A 20,716-nucleotide genomic window follows, 5' to 3' on the forward strand; every position below is an offset into this window, starting at 1 on the left:
CCCGGCATGGCGACCGCGCACGACCGTGCTGTCGCCGGGATGCGAAGCCCTGTAGAGCATCGCGCTCCCGAAAGCGTCCCATGCTCACCTCGCCCCTGTTCCTGCGCGCCGTCCCGCTCGTCTTCACCCTGCTCTGGTCCTCGGGCTGGATCGTCGCCGGCTATTCGGCGCAATATGCCGATCCGCTGACCTTCCTCTCCGTCCGCTTCGCCAGCGCCGCCATCCTGCTGGCGGCGCTCTCTTTGGCCGTGGGCGCACCCTGGCCGAAGACGCCGCGCGGCTGGCTCGACTGCATCATCGCCGGAATCCTGCTGCATGCGATCTATCTCTGCGGCGTCTGGTGGGCGGTGCGCCACGGTCTGCCCGCCGGCATCTCGGGCCTGATTGCGGGCCTGCAGCCGATCCTGACCGCGCTTTTGGCGCCTGCATTGGCGGGGGAGCGCATCTCGCCCGTCCGCTGGGCGGGCATCGCCTGCGGCTTCCTCGGTATCGCGCTGGTGCTCGAACCCAAGCTCGTCGGGGTCGATCCCGTCGCGCTGTGGGGCATCGTCCTGCCGGTCGTCGTCAACATCGTCGGCATGGTCGCGGTCACCTTCGGCTCGTTCTTCCAGAAGGCCCGCATCGTCTCGGGCGATCTGCGCACCGTCACCACGATCCAGTATGCGGCCGCCTTTGCCTTCACCCTGCCGCTGGCCTTCGCCCTTGAGCCGATGCGGATCGAATGGAACCTGACCATGGCGCTGGTGCTGGCCTGGTCGGTGCTGGCGCTCTCGCTCGGCGGGATCGGGCTCTATCTGCTGATCCTGCGTCGCGGCGAGGTGTCGCGGATCGCGACCTTCCTCTATCTCGTCCCGGCGCTGGTCGCGGTCGAGGCCTGGATCCTGTTCGGCGAGACGCTGTCGCCAATCCAGATCGCGGGCATGGCGCTGACGATCGCAGGCGTTGCGCTGGCCAGCCGGAAATAGGAGGCCGCGGTCGTCTGGCTGCGGCATTCTTGCGCCGAAAGAGGCATTCCGCCTTTGAAAATCTCGCCCTATGCTGCGTCGCACAAGGGAGAGACAACCATGAGCGCTCAAGCCGCCACCGCCCCGTCCGCCACCTTCACCGCCCCAGCCAGCGCCGTCACCCTGATCGCCGCCGCGCTGCCGGGCTTCGAGACCCTGCTTCAGGAGGCGATCGCCGCCGTCCGCCAGCAGGTCACGGCCGATGGCCGGATTTCCTCGGCCCTGCTGGAAGCGCAGCAGCACGCCGCCCATGGGCTGGCCTGGCTCGCCACCTATGTCATGGCACTGCGCGAGCTCAAGGCCTATGGCGAGCGCCTCGCGGCGGAAGACCGCTATGGCGCGATCGAGGACCACGCCATCCGCATCGGCGCCGGCGAATACGCCGCGCAGATCTTCGGTGGCATCCCGATGAGCCAGGGCGAGATCGTGCGGCTCGCGGCGCTCGGGCTATCGGAGCAGGCCATCGCCGCCGCGAACACGCCGGCCGCCCAGATGCTGATTGCGCAAGGCAACACGCCGCAGAACCGCGCCCGCCTGGTCGAACTGTTCAGCCAGGATGACGGTGCGGCCGGTGTCGGCGATCCTGGCCTCGACGAGACGCTGGAGGCGATCCGCTCCGAGATGCGCCGCTTCTGCGCTGCGGAAGTCACGCCTCATGCCCATGAGTGGCACCTCAAGAACGACTATATCCCGATGGCGGTCGTCGAGAAGATGGCCGAGCTTGGCGTCTTCGGCCTGACGATCCCTGAAGAGTTTGGCGGCATGGGCCTGACCAAGGTCTCGATGTGCGTCGTCTCGGAGGAGCTGTCGCGCGGCTATCTCGGCGTCGGCTCGCTGGGCACCCGCTCAGAGATCGCCGCTGAACTGATCCTCTGCGGCGGCACCACTGAGCAGAAGGAGCACTGGCTGCCGAAGCTCGCCTCGGGCGAGGTCCTGCCCACCGCCGTCTTCACCGAGCCCAACACAGGCTCCGACCTCGCCAGCCTGCGCACCAGGGCGGTGAAGGATGGAGATGTCTGGAAGGTCTCCGGCAACAAGACCTGGATCACCCATCCCGTCCGCGCCGACATCATGACCCTGCTGGTCCGCACCGATCCCACGGAGACAGGCTACAAGGGCCTCTCCATGCTGATCGCGCAGAAGCCGCGCGGCACCGACGAAGATCCGTTCCCGGTCGAGGGCCTCACCGGCGGCGAGATCGAGGTGCTCGGCTATCGCGGCATGAAGGAATACGAGCTCGCCTTCGACGGCTTTGAGGTCAAGGCTGAGAACCTGCTCGGCGGTGTCGAAGGCCAGGGCTTCAAGCAACTCATGCAGACCTTCGAGGCCGCCCGCATCCAGACTGCGGCGCGCGCCGTCGGCGTGGCGCAATCGGCCTTCGATCTCGGCCTTCGCTATGCCAGGGAGCGCGTCCAGTTCGGCAAGAAGCTGATCGCCTTCCCGCGCGTCGCCGACAAGCTGGCGATGATGGCCGCCGAGATCATGATCACCCGACAGCTCACCTATTTTGCCGCCCGCGAAAAGGACGCCGAGCGCCGCTGCGATCTGGAGGCCGGCATGGCCAAGCTGCTCGGCGCCCGCGTCGCCTGGGCGGCGGCCGACAATGCGCTGCAGATCCATGGCGGCAACGGGTTTGCGCTCGAATACGCGATCAGCCGCGTGCTCTGCGACGCCCGCATCCTCAACATCTTCGAGGGCGCCGCGGAAATCCAGGCGCAGGTGATTGCGCGGCGTTTGGCGGAGGGCTGACGGCCCTCCGGCAATAATTTCGACATGATGGCCCTGCTTTGCTGGCTCCGCCGCTGACGGCGCGAACGCAACTGGATCATAAGATGTCGAAACGCCTGGCCACCCTGTTCCTTGGATCGGCACTGATCTGCGCCGCCGCCGTTTCGGCGCCCGCCATGGCGCAGCAGGCCCCGGCCCAGCCTTCGCCCCGCATCAGCGTCACCGGGGAAGGCGAGGTCAGCGTCGCCCCCGACATGGCGATTCTCAATCTCTCGGTGCTGCGCGAAGCCGAGACGGCGCGCGAGGCGGTGGCCGCCGGCAGCGAGGCGATGAAGCAGGTGCTGGCGGCGTTGAAGGCGGCCGGCATCGCCGAGCGCGACCTTCAGACGGCCGGCCTCAGCCTCCAGCCGCGCTACACCCAGCCCGGCCCGCAGGCGAAGCCCCAGGCGCCGAAGATCAGCGGCTATTCCGCCAGCCAGGGGCTGACCGTCCGCATCCGCGATCTTGCTGCGGTCGGCGCGATTCTCGACAAGACCATCGCGCTTGGCGTCAACCAGGGCGGCGACATCAGCTTCGTCAATGACGACATGAAACCGAGCCTGACGGAGGCCCGCAAGCGCGCCGTCGCCGACGCAACGCAACGGGCAAGGACGCTGGCCGAGGCGGCCGGCGTCACGCTTGGCCGCATCCTCTCGATCGAGGAACAGTCGCTGCGTCCCGGCCCCGTGCCGATGGGCAAGATGATGCGGGCAGCGGCTGCCGAGAGCTTCGTTCCCGTCGAGCGCGGCGAAAACAACTATCGCGTCAGCGTCGACCTCGTTTTCGAGATCGCGCCCTGATCAGTGACTGTGCGTGATCTGCGGAAAGCAGCGGCATTCCGCTAAGGAATAGGCAGTCTGTTCATACATCCGATGTCCCTTATCCGTCGGACGTCATGACAGGCTGGGGGGCCTGCTGGAATGCTTTTGATCACCGACCGCCCGGGCGACAGTGGCGATCTGGCGCGCCGGCTTGCTCTCTGGGGGCCCTGTCGGGTCGTCGGTCTCGATGAAGTTGGCGACGCGGCGCTCATGCAGCCGTCGATCATCGTCAGCGACGTCGATCTTGCCAGGCAGCAATCGGTCGAGGCGATGCGGACCGTGCTGTCGCGTCATCGGCGCAAAGGCGCACCCTATCTGTGCCTGCTGCGGGACAAGACGGCTCGTTCCACAATCCAGGCGCGCGCCATCGGCGCCACCGAGATCATGCCCTTCGACACGCAGGCATCAAGGCTGATTGCGGCCATCGAGCAGCTTCTGCGCGAGGGCGAGGAGCCCGATAGCGCCAGGGGGGCGCTCGCCTTCACCCGCGCCCAGCTGGCCACCGCGGCTGCCTCGCTCGCCGATATGCTGGGCGCCGCAGCGGCTGGCGGGACGATCGCACCCCGCATCGTGGAGACCTCGGTCGTGGCGATCGACGAGGCCGCAGGCTCCAGCGACATCGGCGACTGGCTCCAGGTGGTCTGGAGCTATGACGATCTGACCTATCAGCACTGCATGCTCGTCGCCGGCCTGGCCGCGAGCTTTGCCCATCAGCTGGGCTTCGCGCTCGCCGATCGCCGGCGGGTGACCCGGGCCGCCGTGCTGCACGACATCGGCAAGGCACGGATCTCGCTCGACATCCTGCACAAGCCCGGCGCGCTCGACGGGGAGGAGCAGGCGGTGATGCGCACCCACCCTGCGATCGGCCATGAGATGCTGCTGGCGCAGGGAGGCTTCTGCCCCGAGGTCCTGGCCGCGGTCCGCTCGCATCACGAATATCTCGATGGCTCTGGCTACCCCGACGGGCTGACCGGGCCCCAGATCAGCGACATGGTTCGCATGATCACGATCTGCGACATCTACGCCGCGCTGATCGAACAGCGCAGCTACAAACATCCGACGCCGCCGGCGCAAGCCTATGGCATGCTGCTGGAGATGGGTGGGAAGTTGGATGCGGCGCTGGTGCGGGCCTTCCATGGAATCGTGCAAAGATCGGGGCGCGCGGCCTGACGACGCGAACAGCCGATCTCCGCCGTGTCGTCTCAGGCCTCCCCGACGCTGACGGGCCTGCCTTGTCTGGAGGCTTCCGCCACGGCTTCGATCACGGCGAGCGTTCGCGCGGCGTCGGCTGCGGTGGTGATCGGCGGTTCGGTGCCGCGGATCACGGCGCAAAAATGCCGGATCTGTTCGGCCAAGGGCTCCAGCGGGGTGATGGCGAGCTGTTCGCGCAAGAGTGGCTCCCACCAGCCCTGACGGCCCTCGTAATGCCAGCGGTCGAGCGCCGGCACGGAGAGCGAGCCTTCGCTGCCGGCGAGCAGGTAGCAAAGCCCGTCGCGCTGCGGATAGGCCTTGTTCTCGCCCGATGAAAGCTCCCAGCTCCAGGGGGTCGGCGTCACGTCCGAGACGGTCGCCGTGCCCAGCGCGCCATTGGTGAAGCGGAAGACGAGCGCGGCGGTGTCCTCCACCGCAAAGCCGCGCGTCGCGTTCGAGGTCATCGCCTGCACGCTCTCGATCTCACCGCAGATGAAGCGGAGGTTATCGATGTCGTGGATCAGGTTGATCAGCACCGGCCCGCCGCCAAGCTCGCGCCGCCAGGCGACGTCGAAATAATCATCGGGCTTGCGGATCAGGAAAAGCGAGGTCACTGCCACCAGCCGCCCGATGCCGCCCTTTTGGACCAGCTTGCGCGCCGCCTTGACGATCGGGTTGTGGCGACGGTGATGACCGGCCAGCACCGCGATTCCGGTGCGCGCCTGCGCCACGACGAGCCGCCGCGCCGAGGCCACGCTGTCCGAGAGTGGCTTCTCGACCAGCACCGGGACGCCCGCCTCGAGACATTCGATCGCGCCGTCCACATGCAGCGCGTTGGGCGTCGCGATGATCGCGCCATCCGGTTTCATCGCCGCCAGCATATCCGCGATCGAGGCAAACCATGGCGTCCCGCGCTCAGTCGCCAGCGCCTTGGCGCCCTCGGTGGGGTCGCAGATCGCGCTACAGCGGCAGTCGGCTGAGGCGTCGAGCCGCTCCAGATGCGCGCGCCCGATCAGGCCGGCGCCGACGAGCGCGATGTCGAGGGGAGAGGTCATGACGGGATGCCTTTCGAAGAGCGGCGACGCGCTTCCTGTCCCTCTGCAAGGGAAGAGGCGAGAGGGGATGCGAGAGGGGAGGCGGGAGGGGATGCGAGAGGGGGAGAGCCAGCCATCACGCGGCGTCGTGGTTGGCGTCCTGCGCCGCGAGCGATCGGTCGAAGGCCGCCGCGATCGCGCGATTGGGGGGCTGCACGCCTGTGAACAGCGCAAAGGCATCGGCCGCCTGATTGATGCTGAGTTCGCGACCCGTCATCACGGTGGCGCCCGCCTTCTGCGCGGCTTTCAGCAGCGGTGTCCAGAGCGGATGATAGACCGCATCCGCCACCCAGTGAGACTTTCCGATGAGTTCGGCCGATACGGGGCTGTCGCGATTGGGCAGCATGCCGATCGGTGTGGCGTTGACGAGGCCCGCCGCGCCGGACACCGCCTCGGCGACGCTGCTGCAGATTTCCACCCGCGCGCGTTTGCCGATCTGCGTGGCCAGCGCATCCGCCTTGGCGCGATCCGTGTCGAACAGCCGAAGATGCGACACGCCGCTGCCGGCGAGCGCAAAGCCGATCGCCTTGCCGACGCCGCCGGTGCCGATGATCGCGACCGGCGCGTCGCCATCGTCGCGTCCAAGCGCACGATAGGCTGTGGCGAAGCCGGTCGCATCGGTGTTGTGCCCGGTCAGGATGCCGTCGCGGGCAACGACCGTGTTGACCGCGCCCATGGCGGCCGCGTCCGGCGCCAGCGCGTCGAGCAGCGGCACCACCGCCTCCTTGTAGGGAAAGGTCACGTTGATCCCGGAAAAGCCCATGCGGCGCACGCCGTCGAGCATCGCGATCAGGTCCGCGCGCCCGGCGCCTGCCACGTCCATCAGGTGGTAATGCAGTTCGAAACCGGCGGCATGTGCGGCGGCCTCATGCATCGCAGGCGCGGCTGAATGCGCAATCGGAGTGCCGATCAGCCCCAGCAGCACGCGCTTTGTGCGGTTGGCGATAGGGTAGCCCTGCATCGTCTCGTCCCCGTCTGGCATGCCCAACCCCGGCGCATATGGCCGAAGGTTCCCGGGGCGCTCGCCCCTTGGCGAGACCCGCAGGATCGCCATACCCGACCTGGGATCGGCGGGCCAGAGGAGGGAGAGGGCGGGGAAGAGACGGCAATCCGCCCTTACTGCGGCGGCATCGGCAGCGCCTGGGCCTTTTCGTTCAGCTCCTGCAGCGTGGGCAGCGTTTCCTCGGCGAAGGCGCGCAATTCGGGGTCGGTGCCGCTGTCCTTGTAGGTCGTCACCAGCGCCAGCGTTTCGGCCTGCGCCGCCCGCTGCGCTGCCACATAGGCGCGCTCGAACTCCGGGCCCTGCATCGCGGCAAGATCGCGCAGCTGGTCGAGATGGCGGCCCTCCGGGCGTTGGGGCAGGGCGATGTCGGAGCGCCGCGCCAGGATCTGTCGCAGCCCGCTTCCGGCCACGCCGTGAACATTGGCGAGACGATGAGCAAAGCTCTTAATCTCAGGAGAACCGGTCTTGTGCAGAGCAAGGGTCGCCGATTCGATCCCGACCATCGACGCCACGGCGGCGCGGGCGGCGAAATCCTGGGCCGGCATTGCCGTCTGCGCGACAGCGGGAGCAACCTGCAGCAGGGCGGCGGTCGCGATCCATCGAAGCCATTTCATCCTGGGCACAAGCCTCCTTGTCTGGGGAACCAATTCGGGGAACCCCGGTGGGCGGCCATGGTTCCGCGAAAACCGGCTAGCAACGCTGACGACGTCATCCTTCCGGAGGTTGAAGAGGTGGTGTTCGAAGCTCAACATGCTGACAGACCATGCCGGAGGAAGACCTCTCAGGCTCTTGGCTGCAACCTGCCATCCGTCTAGCAGGGTGGCATCGACGACGGGGCTCGTGCAGGGTAGCGAAGACGTGACGGCCGCAGAGCCGGACCAGCGACAGGGACGAGACGGAATGCCAACCACGAATGAGACCCTGCGCGACGCGCTGGTCGCCGCCCGCCGCGACAAGTCGCTGATCGAGATGGCGGCCCAGCCGGTTCCGGGAGCTCTTCTCGAAGGGCTCGAAATCCAGGCTCAGATCGCCAGGCGCCTGGGCCATCAGGAGGCGGGCTGGAAAGTCGCCATCGCCGAGGATGGCCTGCCGGTCGCCGGGTTGATGCCGGGCCCCTGGCTCGCGCCGGGCGACGTCTATGACGGTGCGATCGGCGCCGAGTTGCGCGTCGAGATCGAGATCGCGCTGCGGCTTTCGAAGGACGTGCCGATGCGCCCGGGCCAGCCCTATTCCCGCGCCGAACTGCTGGGCCACTGCGACAAGGCCTATCTCGGCATCGAGATCGTCGAGAGCCGCCTCGCCAACTGGCAGGGCGTGCCGTTTGCGCTGTGGCTGGCGGACGCACTCGGCCATGGCGGCTACTACCTCGGCCCCGAACTCGAGATGACGGTGCTCGACGACCTCAGCGGGCTGGGCTGCTTCATCTCGCTCAACGGCGTCACGATCTACGACCAGCCGGCGGTCCATGGAAACGGCGATCCGATGGCGCCTTTCCTGGCTTGGGCGAACCGCAAGACCGAGCTGATGGGCGGTCTTTGCGCCGGCCAGATCGTGACGACAGGCAGCCTCTGCGGCGGCGTTTTGTCGCCGGGCAAGGGCGAGATCGAGACGAGGCTGAGCCCGCTGGGAAGTGTATCGCTAACGCTTCGTTAGCAATGTCACTCGAATTCGTCGTAGATTGCGGCTCAAGGTCGGCTATCTAAGGTTGGGCTTGGAACATCGAAGTTCCGGTCCTGTTGCGTCGAGCGGGGGGTTGCTTGGAGGACGGATGCGGTTTTGTCGGAGGGCGAGCGGCGCAGCAGCGCTGAGCGGTTTGGCGCTCGCCACACTCCTGGGCATGCGGGCTGGACCGGCGCATGCCTTCGATCTGTCCTCGCTGGACGTCTTCGGACTGTTCACCAAAAAGGACGAGCCGCCCGCTCCCAGCGCGGCGACGCTGCCCTATCGCCTCGAATTCAATCTCGGTGAGGCCGACGACGCCAAGGCGCTGACGCGCACGCTGCAGGATGCCTCGCTGCTCTATCGCCTGCGCGCGGATGCGCCGCCCGATGGCGAGACGCTGGCACGCCGCATGGCCGCCGATCTCAACCCGCTGGTCGATGCGTTGTGGTCGCAAGGCTATTTCAATGCCGAGGTCGCGCTCGTCGTCGATGGCGTGACGCTCAAGGTCGGTGCCGAGCCGGACGCCCGGCTGATCCGCGCGCTCGAAAGCCACCGCAATCGCGAGGCTGTGCCGATCGCGGTTGCGGTGACGCCCGGCCCGGTCTTCGGCTTGCGCGAGATCGCGGTGACCGAGCGTGGCGTTGCCGGTGCCCCCGCCATCGCCAACCCGCAGAAGGTCACACGGCTCGATCCCGGCGATCCGGCCACCGCATCGGCCCTGCGAGCGGCCCAGGCCGCGCTGGTCGATCATTTGCGCGCCCAGTCGCGCCCGCTCGCCAAGGTGGTCGAACTGCGCCCGGTCGTCGATCACGCCGCGCGCATCATGGACGTGACCTATGTCGTGGAGCCGGGCCCGGTCGCGGGCTTCGGCGACGTCACACTCGGCGATACCGCAGACATTCCCCCCGCCGTGGTGCGCTCCTTCATCTATCTCGAGCCGGGCGATCCCTATTCGCCCAAGGCCCTGACCGACACGCGCAAATCCATCGCCACCATCCCCGCCATCGCGTCCGTCCGCATCCGCGAGGGTGAAAGCCTGGACCGTGCCGGCAACCTGCCGATTTTCGTCGAGGTCACCGAGCGGCCCAAGCGCCTGATCGGCTTTGCAGCCCGCTATTCGACCATCGACGGCCCGGCGGTGAAGACCTACTGGGAGCACCGCAATCTGTTCGGCGGCGCCGAGCGCCTGCGGCTCGAGGGCGATGTCTTCCTCGCTCCGCGCATCGACGGCAGCAAGATCACCAAATTCGAGGATTTCGAGCGCTCCGATCTCGGCGGCCGCTTCTCCTTCAGCTTCCTGAAGCCAGCGCTGGGCGGTAGCCGCTATGACTGGCTGCTCGACGGCGTCGCCACGCGCCAGCGGGTCGGCACCAACCGCTTCGGCGGCTACACCGCGCGCTACGGCAACGTTACCACCGCGATCCAGCGCCGCTTCAGCGATACCTTCTCGATTTCGGCCGGTCTGGAGGTCGAAAAGGGCCAGACCAGCGATGTCCTCGGCCAGGTCGACTACACGCTCGTAGGCATCCCGCTTTCGGTCAAATACGATTCGACCGACAGCCTGCTCGATGCCACCCGCGGTTACCGCGCCACCGCCTCGGTCACGCCCTATCCGACGTTCCTCGGCTCGACCGTGGGGCTGTTCCAGAGCAAGGCCGCGTTCTCGGCCTATTACGCGCTCGACGAAGATGCCCGCTACGTGCTGGCCGGCCGCGTCGGGCTGGGCTCGATCGCGGGCGCCGATCTCGACGAGGTGCCATCGACGCGGCGCTTCTATGCCGGCGGCGGCGGCTCGGTGCGTGGCTATGCCTATCGCACGCTCTCGCCGCTGGGCCCGCTCAACCGTCTCACCGGCGGCCGCAGCCTGTTCGAGGCCTCGGTCGAGGCCCGCATCAAGGTCACCGACACGATCGGTATCGTGCCCTTCTTCGATGCCGGCACCGCCTTCGAGGGCAGCGTCCCCGATTTCAAGCAGCGTCTGCAGATGGCCGCGGGTCTGGGCCTGCGCTACTACACCGCCATCGGCCCGATCCGCGTCGATGTCGCAGCTCCGCTCAATCCGCGCAGGGGCGACAAGCCCGTCGCGCTCTATGTCAGCATCGGGCAGTCCTTCTGATGCGCCGCTTCATGAACCGCTTTCGCCTGAACCTGCCGCGCCTGGCGCTTCTGGCCGCGCTGGTCGTTACCGGTGTCCTTGCCTCCGCCCATTTTGGCGGGTTCGCCCAGAACGCCCAGACCGATCGCGGCGTCGTCGCCGACCTGATCTCCAAGGCCCTGTCGAGCGACACCAGCCAGGTCTCGATCGGAGCCGTCAACGGCGCGCTCTCATCCGATGTCGAGATCCGCGATATCGTGCTGTCGGATCGCGACGGGCCCTGGCTGCGGCTCGACCGGGTGCGGCTGATCTGGACGCGCAGCGCGCTGTTCTTGCGCCGGCTCGACATTGACCGGCTCGAGATCGGCCGGCTCGAAGTCCTGCGCCGGCAGTCGCCGCAGCCCCCGGGCGCCGCGCCCCCCAGCGACCAGCCGATCCTGCCCGAACTGCCGCTCAAGGTGATCGTTCGCGCCTTTCAGCTCAACGAACTTGTGCTGGGTGAGCCGCTCTTTGGCGTGCCAGCGACGCTGAGCGCGAGCGGGTCCGCCTCGCTTGGTCCGCCGAGCGAGGGTCTTGATCTGAAACTCGCGGCGCGCCGCCTCGATTCGCCCGGCCAGTTCGACGTCAATATCGCCTTCGTGCCCGACACGACGCGGCTGACACTCGCCATCAAGCTCGAGGAGCCTGCGGGCGGCCTGATCTCCAAGGTTGCCGGCCTGCCCGGCGAGCCGCCGGTGACGCTCGATCTCGGCGGCGACGGGCCGCTCGATTCCTTCGGCTCGACGCTCATTTTCAACGCGGGCCCGACCATTGGCGCGCGCGGCGATGCCAGGCTCGATCGCACCGGAACCGAGCGCAAGCTCAATCTCGCTTTGGATGCCCGGATCGAAGGGCTGATGCCTGCGCCCGTTGCGCCGGTCTTCGCCGGCTCGACACGGCTCGACGGCTCGGTCGGCTTTGCTGACGAGGGCGGCATCGACATCCGCAACATGGCGCTGGTCTCGGCACTGGCACGGCTCGACGTGCTCGGCCGCTACACCGCCGACAAGATGCTCGATCTGCGCGTCACGGCTGCCGCCCGCCCCAATGCGGAGGGCAAGACGGTCACCTCGGGCACAGAGATCGGCAAGCTTGCCTTCGACGCCACGATCAAGGGTCCGGTTGCGGGGCCCACCGTCGTCGCCACGCTCGATGCGCAGGATGCGAAGCTGCCGGCGGGCGGCTTCTCGCAGCTGGGCATGAGCTTCAATGCCACGCCGACGGGAACGATCGGCGAGCCCGGCACCCGCGTGAACCTGACTGCCGATGGCCAGGCCACCGGAATCACGCTTGTCGATCGCGCGCTCGCCCGCGCCGTCGGCGAACGCGTGACGTTCACGCTGCGCGGTGTCGCCCAGGATGACGGCACAGCCGATTTCGAGACGCTGCGGCTGACGCTCTCAGGCGTCGAGCTCGACTATACCGGCAAGGCTGGCAATGCCCGGGTGCTCGGGCGCCTGCAGGCGGTGCTGCCCGATCTCGCGCGATTGAGCGGCCTGGCCGGGCGCCCGCTCGCCGGCCGCGCCGAGATTGGCGCCGAGATCGACGCGACGCCCCGACGCGACGACTATGCCGCGACGCTGACCGGCCGCGGCGATCGTCTCGCCACCGGCGATGCCAGGCTCGATCGGCTGCTCGCCGGCAATCTGACGCTGGCCGGGCAGGTCCGCGCGCTCGCCGGCGATCTCACGGTCGCTGGCCTGCGGGTCGCCGGCCAGCATGCCGCCTTCACCGCGGATGGCGGCATCGGGCGACAGTCCTCCGATCTGAAGCTCGCCTTGGCCATGCCCGATCTCAAGCGCGCCGATCCGCGCCTCTCGGGCCGCGGCGACGTCACCGCGCAGATCACCGGCCCCCGCGACAGGCTCGACGCGACCGCCCGCATCGCCATCGCGAACGCCACAGCGCTCGCCCGCCCGATTCCGCGGCTGGCCATCGATGCGGTGGTGCGTGATCTCCAGGGCGCGCTCGACACACGCCTGACGCTGGATGGCGAGATCGATTCCAAGCCCGCCACGGGCACGCTCGCGCTGGCGCGCCTGCCGGGCGATGGCTGGAATCTCTCGGCGCTCGATCTCGCCATCGGCGCGGTGCGCCTGAATGGCGCGCTGACGCTCGATCCGACGAGCCGCGCCAATGGCCGCCTGACGCTGGCTGCGCGCAATCTCGACGACCTCTCGGCGCTGGCCCTGACGAAGCTCGGCGGCCAACTCGACGCAGATATCCGGCTCGCGGTCGTCGATGGTCGCCAGAACCTCGATCTGACGGCCAGGGGCGCCAAGCTCGCCGGCCCTTCCGTCGCGATCGACCGGCTCGATCTCACCGCCGCCGCGACCGATGTCTATGGCAGCCCGACGCTTGACGCCGCGCTCGCCATCGATCGTGCCGTCGTGGCGGGCGAAGCGATCAGCGCGATCCGTTTCGACTCAAGGGGCTCGCCCGAGGCCAGCGCCTTCACGCTCAGCGCCGCCGCGCGCGGCTTTGCCCTGAACGGCGCCGGCCGGCTCGTACCCGCCGAACCGCTGCGTCTCGAACTGTCCTCCTTCGAGGCGCGCCGCGATGGGCGCCGCATCGCGCTCGCCAGCCCGGCGACCTTCAGCTTCCCGGCGACAGGCGTGGAGATCGCCGGTCTGGCGCTGGCGATCGAGAAGGGTCGCCTCTCTCTGGACGGCCGCGCCGGAGAGGCGCTCGACCTCAATCTGACCGCACGCGACGTGCCGCTCTCGGCCGCCCGCATCCTCGCACCTTCGCTCGATCTCGCCGGCACGCTAAACGCGCAGGCCCGGATCGGCGGATCGCCTGGCAATCTGAGCGGGCCCTGGAACGTGCGGATCAGCCGCCTTGTCACCCCGCAGACCCGCCAGGCCGGCCTGGCGCCGATCGAGATCACCGGGCAGGGCGCCCTCGCCGGCGACGAGACCAGCGTCAACGCCACGATCAACGCCGGCCGCGGCGCCAACCTGACGATTCGCGGAACGGCGCCGCTTGATGCGCTCGGGACGCTCAACCTGACCGCGCAAGGCCGCCTCGATGCCGCCCTCGCCAACCCGCTGATCGGAGCGCAGGGGCGTCGCGTCACCGGCGCGGTCGCGCTCGATCTGCGCGCCGCCGGCTCCCTGTCGGCCCCGCGCCTCAGCGGATCGGCGGCGCTGACCAATGGCAGCTTCACCGACGTGCTGCAGGGCATCCGCCTGACGGCGATCACGGCGCGTGTCGCGGCGACCGGCGACAATATCGTGATCGAGCGCGCCAGCGCCGCCACGCCCAATGGCGGCACGCTCTCGGCCAGCGGCCGGCTGGCACTCGATCCGGCGGCTGGCTTCCCGGGCCAGATCCGCATCCAGGGCAACCGCGCCCAGTTGCTCTCCAGCGACCTCGTCACGGCGGTGGCGAATCTGAACCTCGAACTCGCCGGGCCCCTGGCGCAAAGGCCGCAGATCGGTGGGCGCATCGATGTCCTCTCGATCGAGGTCGCCGTGCCGGACCGTCTGCCCGGCTCGCTGCGCCCCGTTGACGGCATCAAGCATATCCGCCCCACCGGCACGGCCGCCGCCCGTCTCGCAGCCCAGAAGCGCGCCGCCCGCCCGGCCGTGCGCGGCGCGCGGCCGACGCCGGCTTTCGATGCGGCTCTGGCTTTGACGGTGTCCGCGCCCGGCCGCGTCTTCGTGCGCGGTCGCGGCATCGATGCCGAACTCGGCGGCCAGCTCCGCGTCGGCGGCACGCTGGCGTCGCCGCAGCTCGATGGCGGCTTCGAACTGCGGCGCGGGCGCCTGACCGTGCTGAGCCAGCGCCTCGATTTCAGCCGTGGGCGTCTGGCCTTCAGCGGCGGGGTGATTCCGGAGCTCGATTTCGTCGCCGAGACCCGCGCTGCCGATGTCACAGCCCGCATCATCGTCTCCGGCCCGGCCGATCAGCCGGAATTCGCGTTTACCTCGACCCCCGATCTTCCCCAGGACGAGGTTCTGTCGCGGCTGCTGTTCGCGCGGGCCTCGGGCTCGCTCTCGCCTTTCCAGGCGTTGCAGCTGGCGCAGACGGCGGCTCAGTTCGCCGGTGGCGGCGGCGACGATTCCTTCGAGCGGCTGCGCAAATCGCTCGGCGTCGACAATCTCGACATCCAGGTTGGCGCCGGGGGGCCGACCGTCGGCCTCTCGCGTGCGATCAGCGACAACGTCACGATCGGCGTGAAGGCCGGCGCCCGTCCGGAAGACAGCGGCGTATCGGTCGGCATCGACGTCACCCGCCGCATCAAGCTCCAGGCCGATACCAATGCCGATGGCAGCGCCTCGGTCGGCGTCGGCGCCGAGTGGGAATACTGAGGCGCGGCCAATCGGCTTGTCGGCGGAGAATCGCGCCCCGCCGAAGCCCTCCGAACTCCAAGCGGAGATCAGCGATTCCGCTTCGGAACGCCGCAAAAAACGCCTTGCCGGATGGGTGCAGTTAACGAGTGGTTAATTTCAGCGGTCAAAGCGTGACTTGCCTGCAACACCGGGGTCCAAAGCACCCCTCGGGACCTCTCGGCGGCGTGATGAAGGTTGATCGCCCCCCCCGCATTCGTATGGTGAACCTGCGTCGGGACGTTCCCGGTCGCTGTTTTTCGTCTTCGCCTCTGAATGGTCAGGGACGCGGGCGAAAGGCCGGGAACAGGTCGTTTCAGTGGTTGGGTCTCCTGGGGCCAGTCACCAATGAAGCGGCCGAAGCCCGAGGGTCTCGAAACTCTTTTGGAGGTTACCAATGAAGCTCGTTAAGAGCCTCCTCCTCGGTTCCGCCGCCGGCTTCGCCGCGGTTGCCGGGGCTCACGCTGCCGATCTTCCCTCGCGGAAGGCAGCTCCCGTCGAATACGTCCGCGTCTGCTCTGCCTACGGCGCTGGCTTCTTCTACATCCCCGGCACCGAGACCTGCCTCCGCATCGGCGGCCGTGTTCGCGCCGAGTACACCGTCGGCACCCGTTACGGTGAGACGCAGGACGCTTACGGCACCCGCTCGCGCGGCCGTTTGAACGTCGATGCCCGCACCGCGACTGCCTATGGCACGCTGCGCACCTTCTTCCGCTATGAGCTGACCGTGTCGTCGGGCTTCTACTCCGGCACCATCGGCGGCAACCAGGGCATCATCGCTCCGGGTACCGGCCGTAACACGGCTTCTGCCACCGGTTCGAACCTCGACCTGGCTTTCGTCCAGTTCGGCCCGATCACCGCTGGTCGCGCTCAGTCGTTCTTCGACTTCTACGCCAACGACTTCTCGTTCTCGACCCTGCGCACGGCTGACAGCCGTCTGAACCTGTTGGCCTACACCGCCACCTTCGGTTCGGGCTTCTCGGCCACGATCTCGCTCGAAGATCGTAACACCGGCACCGGCGGCCGTGAAAACGGCGTTGTTAGCGCCGTTGGTTCGACCCTGCTCGGCCAGGACTTCCCCGATGTCGTCGCTTCGCTGCGCGTCGATCAGGGTTGGGGCTCGGCTCAGCTGTCGGGTGCTCTCACCCAGCGCAACATCTCCAACACCGGCATCCTGTTCAACGGCTCCAAGGATGAGATGGGCTTCGCCATCCAGGGCGGCGTCAAGCTGAACCTGCCGATGCTGGCTGCTGGCGACACCCTGTTCCTGCAGGCTGCCTACGCCGATGGCGCTCTCGGCTATCTCGGTTGGGGCGGTCAGTTCGGCTCCGGTCGTCAGACGTCTTCGGTCGGCGGCGCTCAGCTGCTCGTCGGTGACTTCGGCGTCAACGCTCTCGGCAACACCGACTCGGCCACCGGCTGGTCGTTCGTCGCTGCTCTGCGTCACTTCTGGACCCCGCAGCTGCGTTCGGAGCTCTTCGGTTCGTACTCCGAGCTGAAGCTTGGCTACACCCTCGCCGCCCAGGCGGTTCCCGGTGTTGTCTCGCGTCCGCTGGACCCCAAGGAGCTGATCGTCGGCGCCAACCTGATCTGGTCGCCGGTTTCCGGCCTGGATATCGGCGTCGAGGTTCTCTACACCCGCACCGAGCTGAAGCAGGCTGTCCTGCAGGCCAACAACGCCGGCGTGCGTCTGCCGCTGGCCGCTGGTGGCCGTCTCGTCAAGTCCGACGACGCCATCGCTGGCCGCTTCCGCATCCAGCGCGACTTCTGATCGCCTCACCGCGATCTGAACGGAAAGCCCCGGGGAAACCCGGGGCTTTTTGCGTTTGGGGCCAGGTACTCCCTGTTGGTCGCATCGATGCCTTGACAGCCGGCTTCCCAGACGTCTTGTAGGATTCAGGTCTTGTTTGGGACACAATTCGCGGGCGATGCGACGTTTGCCAGATGCACCGCGCCCGGTTCTGTGGGGCGTGCCACGCGAAAGACGAGGGCCGGTGCCGAAATCGGCAAGGTCCTTGGGGACATCTTGGGGGAGACGGGATGGCTGGGGCGGGACGTTGGCTTTGGGGGCTGGTGCCGTTGGTGCTGCTCTGGGGCGTCGCCAACCTGTTGCTGGACGAGACGATCGAGCGCGATGTCGGTCGTCGCGCCGTCGAGGCCGCGTCGTCAGTCGCCGGCGAGGCGCCCGGTGCGCGCCCCGTGACCGCCTTGGTCGATGGCCGGGACGTCACGATCAGCGGCGAGGCGCTGTCGGCAGATGGTGCAGCCCGGGCGATCGCGCGGTTGCGGGCCGAACCCGGCGTCCGGCGCGCGCTCGGCGGGCTGTCGCAGGTCGTTGCGCAAAAACCCTATAGCTGGTCGGCCACGCGCCAGGGCGAGGTGGTGACGCTCAACGGCTTCGTGCCCGATGAGGACACCGCTCGCGCCGCCGTCGCGGCGGCAAGCGCCGCCCTGCCGGGGCTCAGGATCGAGGACCGTCAGAGCCTGGCCTTCGGTGCGCCAGAGGGTTTTCAGGGCAAGCTGTCTGCCGTGATCGCGCAGCTGCCGAAACTCGCCAGCGGCAAGGTCGCCCTCGACGATCAGCGTCTTTGCATAGAGGGCAGGGCGCAGACGCCGGAGCAATACCTTGCGCTGCAGGCAGCAGCGAACTCATTGGCGGCCGATGGCTTTCAGGCGGTGCCCTGTGCGCTCGAGCCGCCGGTTGTCTTGCCCTATCGCTGGAGCCTCGAACGCCTCGCCGATGACAGGCTGCGTTTGGAAGGCTTTTATCCTTCGGACGATGTCCGCCAGCAGATCCTTACGCTTCTCGGCCGCGCCTTCCCCAACGCCGGCGGCATCGACGATGGCTTGAAGCCCGCCGCCGGCGAACCGCCCGCCTTTCTGGTGAGGGTCACCCGCGCCGTGGCCGATCTCGCCCGGCTGAGGCAGGGCAAAGCCGAATTGACGGGCGATGTCTACGCGCTTTCCGGTGACGGGCCTGAAACGTTCGAGGCGTGCCAGGCGCTGCGGCTGCAGATCGCGCAGGGCGACGGCCCTGATTCCGTCGCGCAGGCCTCGATCGCCTGCCCGCCCGAGCCTCCGCCGATTGAGACCCTGATGCCGCCGCTGCCGGACATCCCGGCGCCGGTTTTCTTGCCGTCGGACACACCACCGCCGCCGCCGGTGGCGCCATCCGTTCCTGTCGAAAGCCTGATGCCGCCGCTTCCAGAGATTCCGGCGCCGGTGTTCCTGCCATCCGAGCTTCCGCCTGCTGCGACGCCGCCTGTTCAGGCAAGCGTTCCGCCGCCGGCCCCGCGACCCGCGGTCGCGCTCATCTGGTCCGCAACGATCGGTGAGGAGGGTGTGTCTCTCCAGGGGATGGTACCGAGCGAGCTAGCGCGACAAGCCATTGTCGCTAAGGCACGTGCAGCCGCGCCGTCTGCGACGGTGTCAGACCGCCTGGCACTCGAGCCGAATCTGCGTGACGCCCCCGATTATGGGCCCGCGACCGCGTTCGCGCTGGATCTGCTTGGCACCTTGAAGCAGGGTTCGGTCTCGCTCGCCGGTGACGCGCTGGGCGTTAGGGGCGAAGTTGCCGATGGCGCAGCCTGGTTACGGCTCGATGCGGCGCTGCGCCGGCAGCCCCTGCCGGCAGGGCTGAGCCTTGCGGGGGAGGGCGCTGCCGCCGTCGCGGTGCGTCCCTATGCGCTGTCGATTTCAGCCGATCGGACCGGACTGACCCTGTCGGGATATCTGCCCGACATCGCCGCCCGCAAAGCCGTTCAGGCCCTCGTCGCGGTCTCGGCGCTCAAGGGCAAACTCACCGACGAGACGCAGATTCTGCCGGGCGCCCCCAAGGGTTTCGGCACGGCGGCGGGCGTCGCTGTCGCCAACCTGCTGCGGCTCGATCTCGGATCCGCGACGCTGGTCGATGATCGTGTCACGCTCCGGGGCCTGACCTGCCGCGACCTGATCCAGCGCGAGGTCGAGACCAGCGCCGGCAACGGCCTGCCGGTTGGCTTCCAGGCCGACACCGCCATTAGCCTGCGCCAGACCGGCTGCGTCGTCGATGCGCCCGCGACCTGTCAGAACGATCTCGACGCCCTGACGAAGCGCAACACGGTGTTGTTCGCGCAAGGGACGACGGTCGTGACGCTCGATCCGCAGACCGAGCGCGTGATCGGGGAGGCTGTGGCGATCCTGCAGCAATGCCCGGGCGCCCGGATCACGATCGAGGGTCACGCGAACAGCGACGGACAGGGCCGGCGCTTCAACAATCTCGACTTGTCCGCCCGCCGGGCGCTGCGGGTGCGCAATGAACTGGTGCGGCGCGGTGTCGATCCCGAGAGGCTCGAGACACGCGGCTTCGGCACGGAGCGTCCTTTGGTGCCGCATGGCGCGCCCGATGCCAGACCGATGAACCGGCGCGTCCAGTTCACCGTCGCGAAATAGGGGGCGACCATGCTGTATCTGGCCGGCCAGTTCGTCTGGTTCCTCGCCGCCGCCTTCATGATCGGCCTCGTCATGGGCTGGATCAGCCATGACGGCGGCAGGCTTCGCGTCGGCGGCGCCGTCGCGGGCTGGTTTGCCGTGCTCTGGGGGATCGGCGCCGCGCTGACATGGCTGCAGTTGCTCAATGGCGAGCCGGCGATTTGGGTCGAGACGGCCCTGCTGTTCACCGGCGTCTATGCCGGCGGCTGTGTCGTGGCCAGCCTGCTGCGCGGCACCCGGGCGACGGACGATCCCCCGGCCGCCTGACCGCGCCCCGGCACACCTGGCTCAGGCCGCCCTGCGTTCGGCGCGGGTGATCAAGCGGCCGATCCGGCGCACCATGTCCTTGGATCCAAGCATTGGGGCATGGCCCTGGCCTGGCGCCGTGAAGGTTTCGCAATCGGGATGGCGCTCGCCCATCTCGGTGAGGGTTTTCTCGCCCAGCAGGTCGGAATTCGCGCCCCGGATCGCCAGCATCGGCACTTCGTTGAGCCCGTCGAAATAGGGCCACAGCACCGGCAGCGGAGCCTCGAGATCAAGTTCCTCCAGGACCTTCATCAAGTTCGCGTCGTAATCGGGCTTCAGCGTGCCGTCGCGGTCCGTCCAGGTCCGGCGCGCCATCAGTTCCCATTCGGCATCGCCGAACAGCGGGAACTGCTGGTCCGAGAGGCGCTTCAGAATCTCGGCGCCTTCCGTGAAGCTGCGCGGCAGGGGCAGCTTGCCGACATAGTTGCGGATGCGCAGAAGGCCGCGCGCATCGATAATCGGCCCCATGTCGTTCAGCACGACACCCTTGATCATGGCCGGACGGGCGGCGCCCAGCGCCATGGTCAGAAGGCTGCCCCGCGAGGTGCCCACGAACACCGCCGCTTCGATGCCGGCAGCGACCATCACCTGCATCAGATCGTCGAGCTCGACGCGGATGTCGTAGTTCTTCCAATCCTTGTCATAGGCCGAGAGACCCCGCCCGCGATAATCCAGCGCCAGCACGCGACGGGGTTTGGCCTCGTCCCGCGACAGCGCCAGCGCGAGTTCGTGGAAGTCCGCACCCGTGCGCGCGAAACCCGGCAGGCAAACGACAGGCAAGGCATTCGAGGCCAGCGGCCCATAATCGCGCGCATGCAGCCGCAGGCCGTCTCGCGCGCTGGTGTAGAACGAGGTGAAGCCGGTGTCGGGCGTCGTCGCAGTCAACACTCAACCCTCATCCCGAGAGCCCCCTGGGGGGCTTCGACCGCT

At 68.2% G+C, this 20,716-nt stretch carries 14 protein-coding genes; 10 read left to right on the forward strand and 4 right to left on the reverse strand.

Going from position 1 to position 20,716, the window contains the following annotated elements; translation table 11 throughout:
- Positions 1–80 precede the first annotated feature (80 nt).
- The 4 genes from IP69_RS01790 (at position 81) to IP69_RS01805 (ending at position 4,762) form a co-directional block, all read left to right on the forward strand.
- Positions 81–965, forward strand: a complete 885-nt coding sequence (locus IP69_RS01790; RefSeq protein WP_082358790.1) for a DMT family transporter — start codon at positions 81–83, stop codon at positions 963–965.
- A gap of 99 nt (positions 966–1,064) precedes the next feature.
- Complete coding sequence (locus IP69_RS01795; protein WP_054141093.1) at positions 1,065–2,753, forward strand: acyl-CoA dehydrogenase family protein; 1,689 nt, start codon at positions 1,065–1,067, stop codon at positions 2,751–2,753.
- 83 nt (positions 2,754–2,836) lie between these two features.
- Entirely contained in the window at positions 2,837–3,571 is a 735-nt protein-coding gene (locus IP69_RS01800) for an SIMPL domain-containing protein (protein ID WP_082358886.1), read from the forward strand.
- Positions 3,572–3,691: 120 nt separating this feature from the next.
- The gene (locus IP69_RS01805) at positions 3,692–4,762 is read left to right on the forward strand and encodes an HD domain-containing phosphohydrolase (RefSeq protein ID WP_054141094.1); all 1,071 of its coding nucleotides are present in this window, start codon (positions 3,692–3,694) and stop codon (positions 4,760–4,762) included.
- A gap of 32 nt (positions 4,763–4,794) precedes the next feature.
- On the opposite strand, the gene IP69_RS01810 is transcribed toward IP69_RS01805, so the two are convergent.
- The 3 genes from IP69_RS01810 to IP69_RS01820 form a co-directional block, all read right to left on the reverse strand.
- A complete protein-coding gene (locus IP69_RS01810) occupies positions 4,795–5,838 on the reverse strand; it encodes a Gfo/Idh/MocA family oxidoreductase (protein WP_054141095.1) in 1,044 nt (347 codons plus the stop codon).
- Positions 5,839–5,953: 115 nt separating this feature from the next.
- Positions 5,954–6,838 carry a shikimate dehydrogenase gene (locus tag IP69_RS01815; RefSeq protein WP_054141096.1) on the reverse strand — a complete coding sequence of 295 codons (885 nt, stop codon included), beginning with the start codon at positions 6,836–6,838 and terminating at the stop codon, positions 5,954–5,956.
- 155 nt (positions 6,839–6,993) lie between these two features.
- Complete coding sequence (locus IP69_RS01820) at positions 6,994–7,494, reverse strand: DUF4142 domain-containing protein (protein WP_054141097.1); 501 nt, start codon at positions 7,492–7,494, stop codon at positions 6,994–6,996.
- Between the two features lie 286 nt (positions 7,495–7,780).
- Between IP69_RS01820 and IP69_RS01825 the strand changes: the two genes are divergently transcribed.
- The 6 genes from IP69_RS01825 to IP69_RS01850 all read left to right on the forward strand — a co-directional run bounded on the left by IP69_RS01825 (position 7,781) and on the right by IP69_RS01850 (position 19,747).
- Positions 7,781–8,533 carry a hypothetical protein gene (locus tag IP69_RS01825; protein WP_054141098.1) on the forward strand — a complete coding sequence of 251 codons (753 nt, stop codon included), beginning with the start codon at positions 7,781–7,783 and terminating at the stop codon, positions 8,531–8,533.
- 160 nt (positions 8,534–8,693) lie between these two features.
- On the forward strand, positions 8,694–10,658 hold the full coding sequence (locus tag IP69_RS01830; protein WP_248306664.1) for an autotransporter assembly complex family protein: 1,965 nt from the start codon (positions 8,694–8,696) through the stop codon (positions 10,656–10,658).
- Between the two features lie 11 nt (positions 10,659–10,669).
- Entirely contained in the window at positions 10,670–14,992 is a 4,323-nt protein-coding gene (locus IP69_RS01835; RefSeq protein ID WP_156323231.1) for a translocation/assembly module TamB domain-containing protein, read from the forward strand.
- 415 nt (positions 14,993–15,407) lie between these two features.
- Positions 15,408–16,781, forward strand: a complete 1,374-nt coding sequence (locus tag IP69_RS01840; RefSeq protein ID WP_054141101.1) for a porin — start codon at positions 15,408–15,410, stop codon at positions 16,779–16,781.
- Between the two features lie 269 nt (positions 16,782–17,050).
- A complete protein-coding gene (locus tag IP69_RS01845; protein WP_156323232.1) occupies positions 17,051–19,441 on the forward strand; it encodes an OmpA family protein in 2,391 nt (796 codons plus the stop codon).
- Between the two features lie 9 nt (positions 19,442–19,450).
- A complete protein-coding gene (locus IP69_RS01850) occupies positions 19,451–19,747 on the forward strand; it encodes a hypothetical protein (protein ID WP_054141103.1) in 297 nt (98 codons plus the stop codon).
- A 21-nt stretch (positions 19,748–19,768) separates the two neighbouring features.
- On the opposite strand, the gene IP69_RS01855 is transcribed toward IP69_RS01850, so the two are convergent.
- Complete coding sequence (locus IP69_RS01855) at positions 19,769–20,674, reverse strand: alpha/beta hydrolase (protein WP_248306665.1); 906 nt, start codon at positions 20,672–20,674, stop codon at positions 19,769–19,771.
- Positions 20,675–20,716: the final 42 nt, after the last annotated feature.

This window comes from Allobosea sp. AAP35, assembly GCF_001295925.1.
Taxonomy (GTDB): domain Bacteria; phylum Pseudomonadota; class Alphaproteobacteria; order Rhizobiales; family Beijerinckiaceae; genus Allobosea.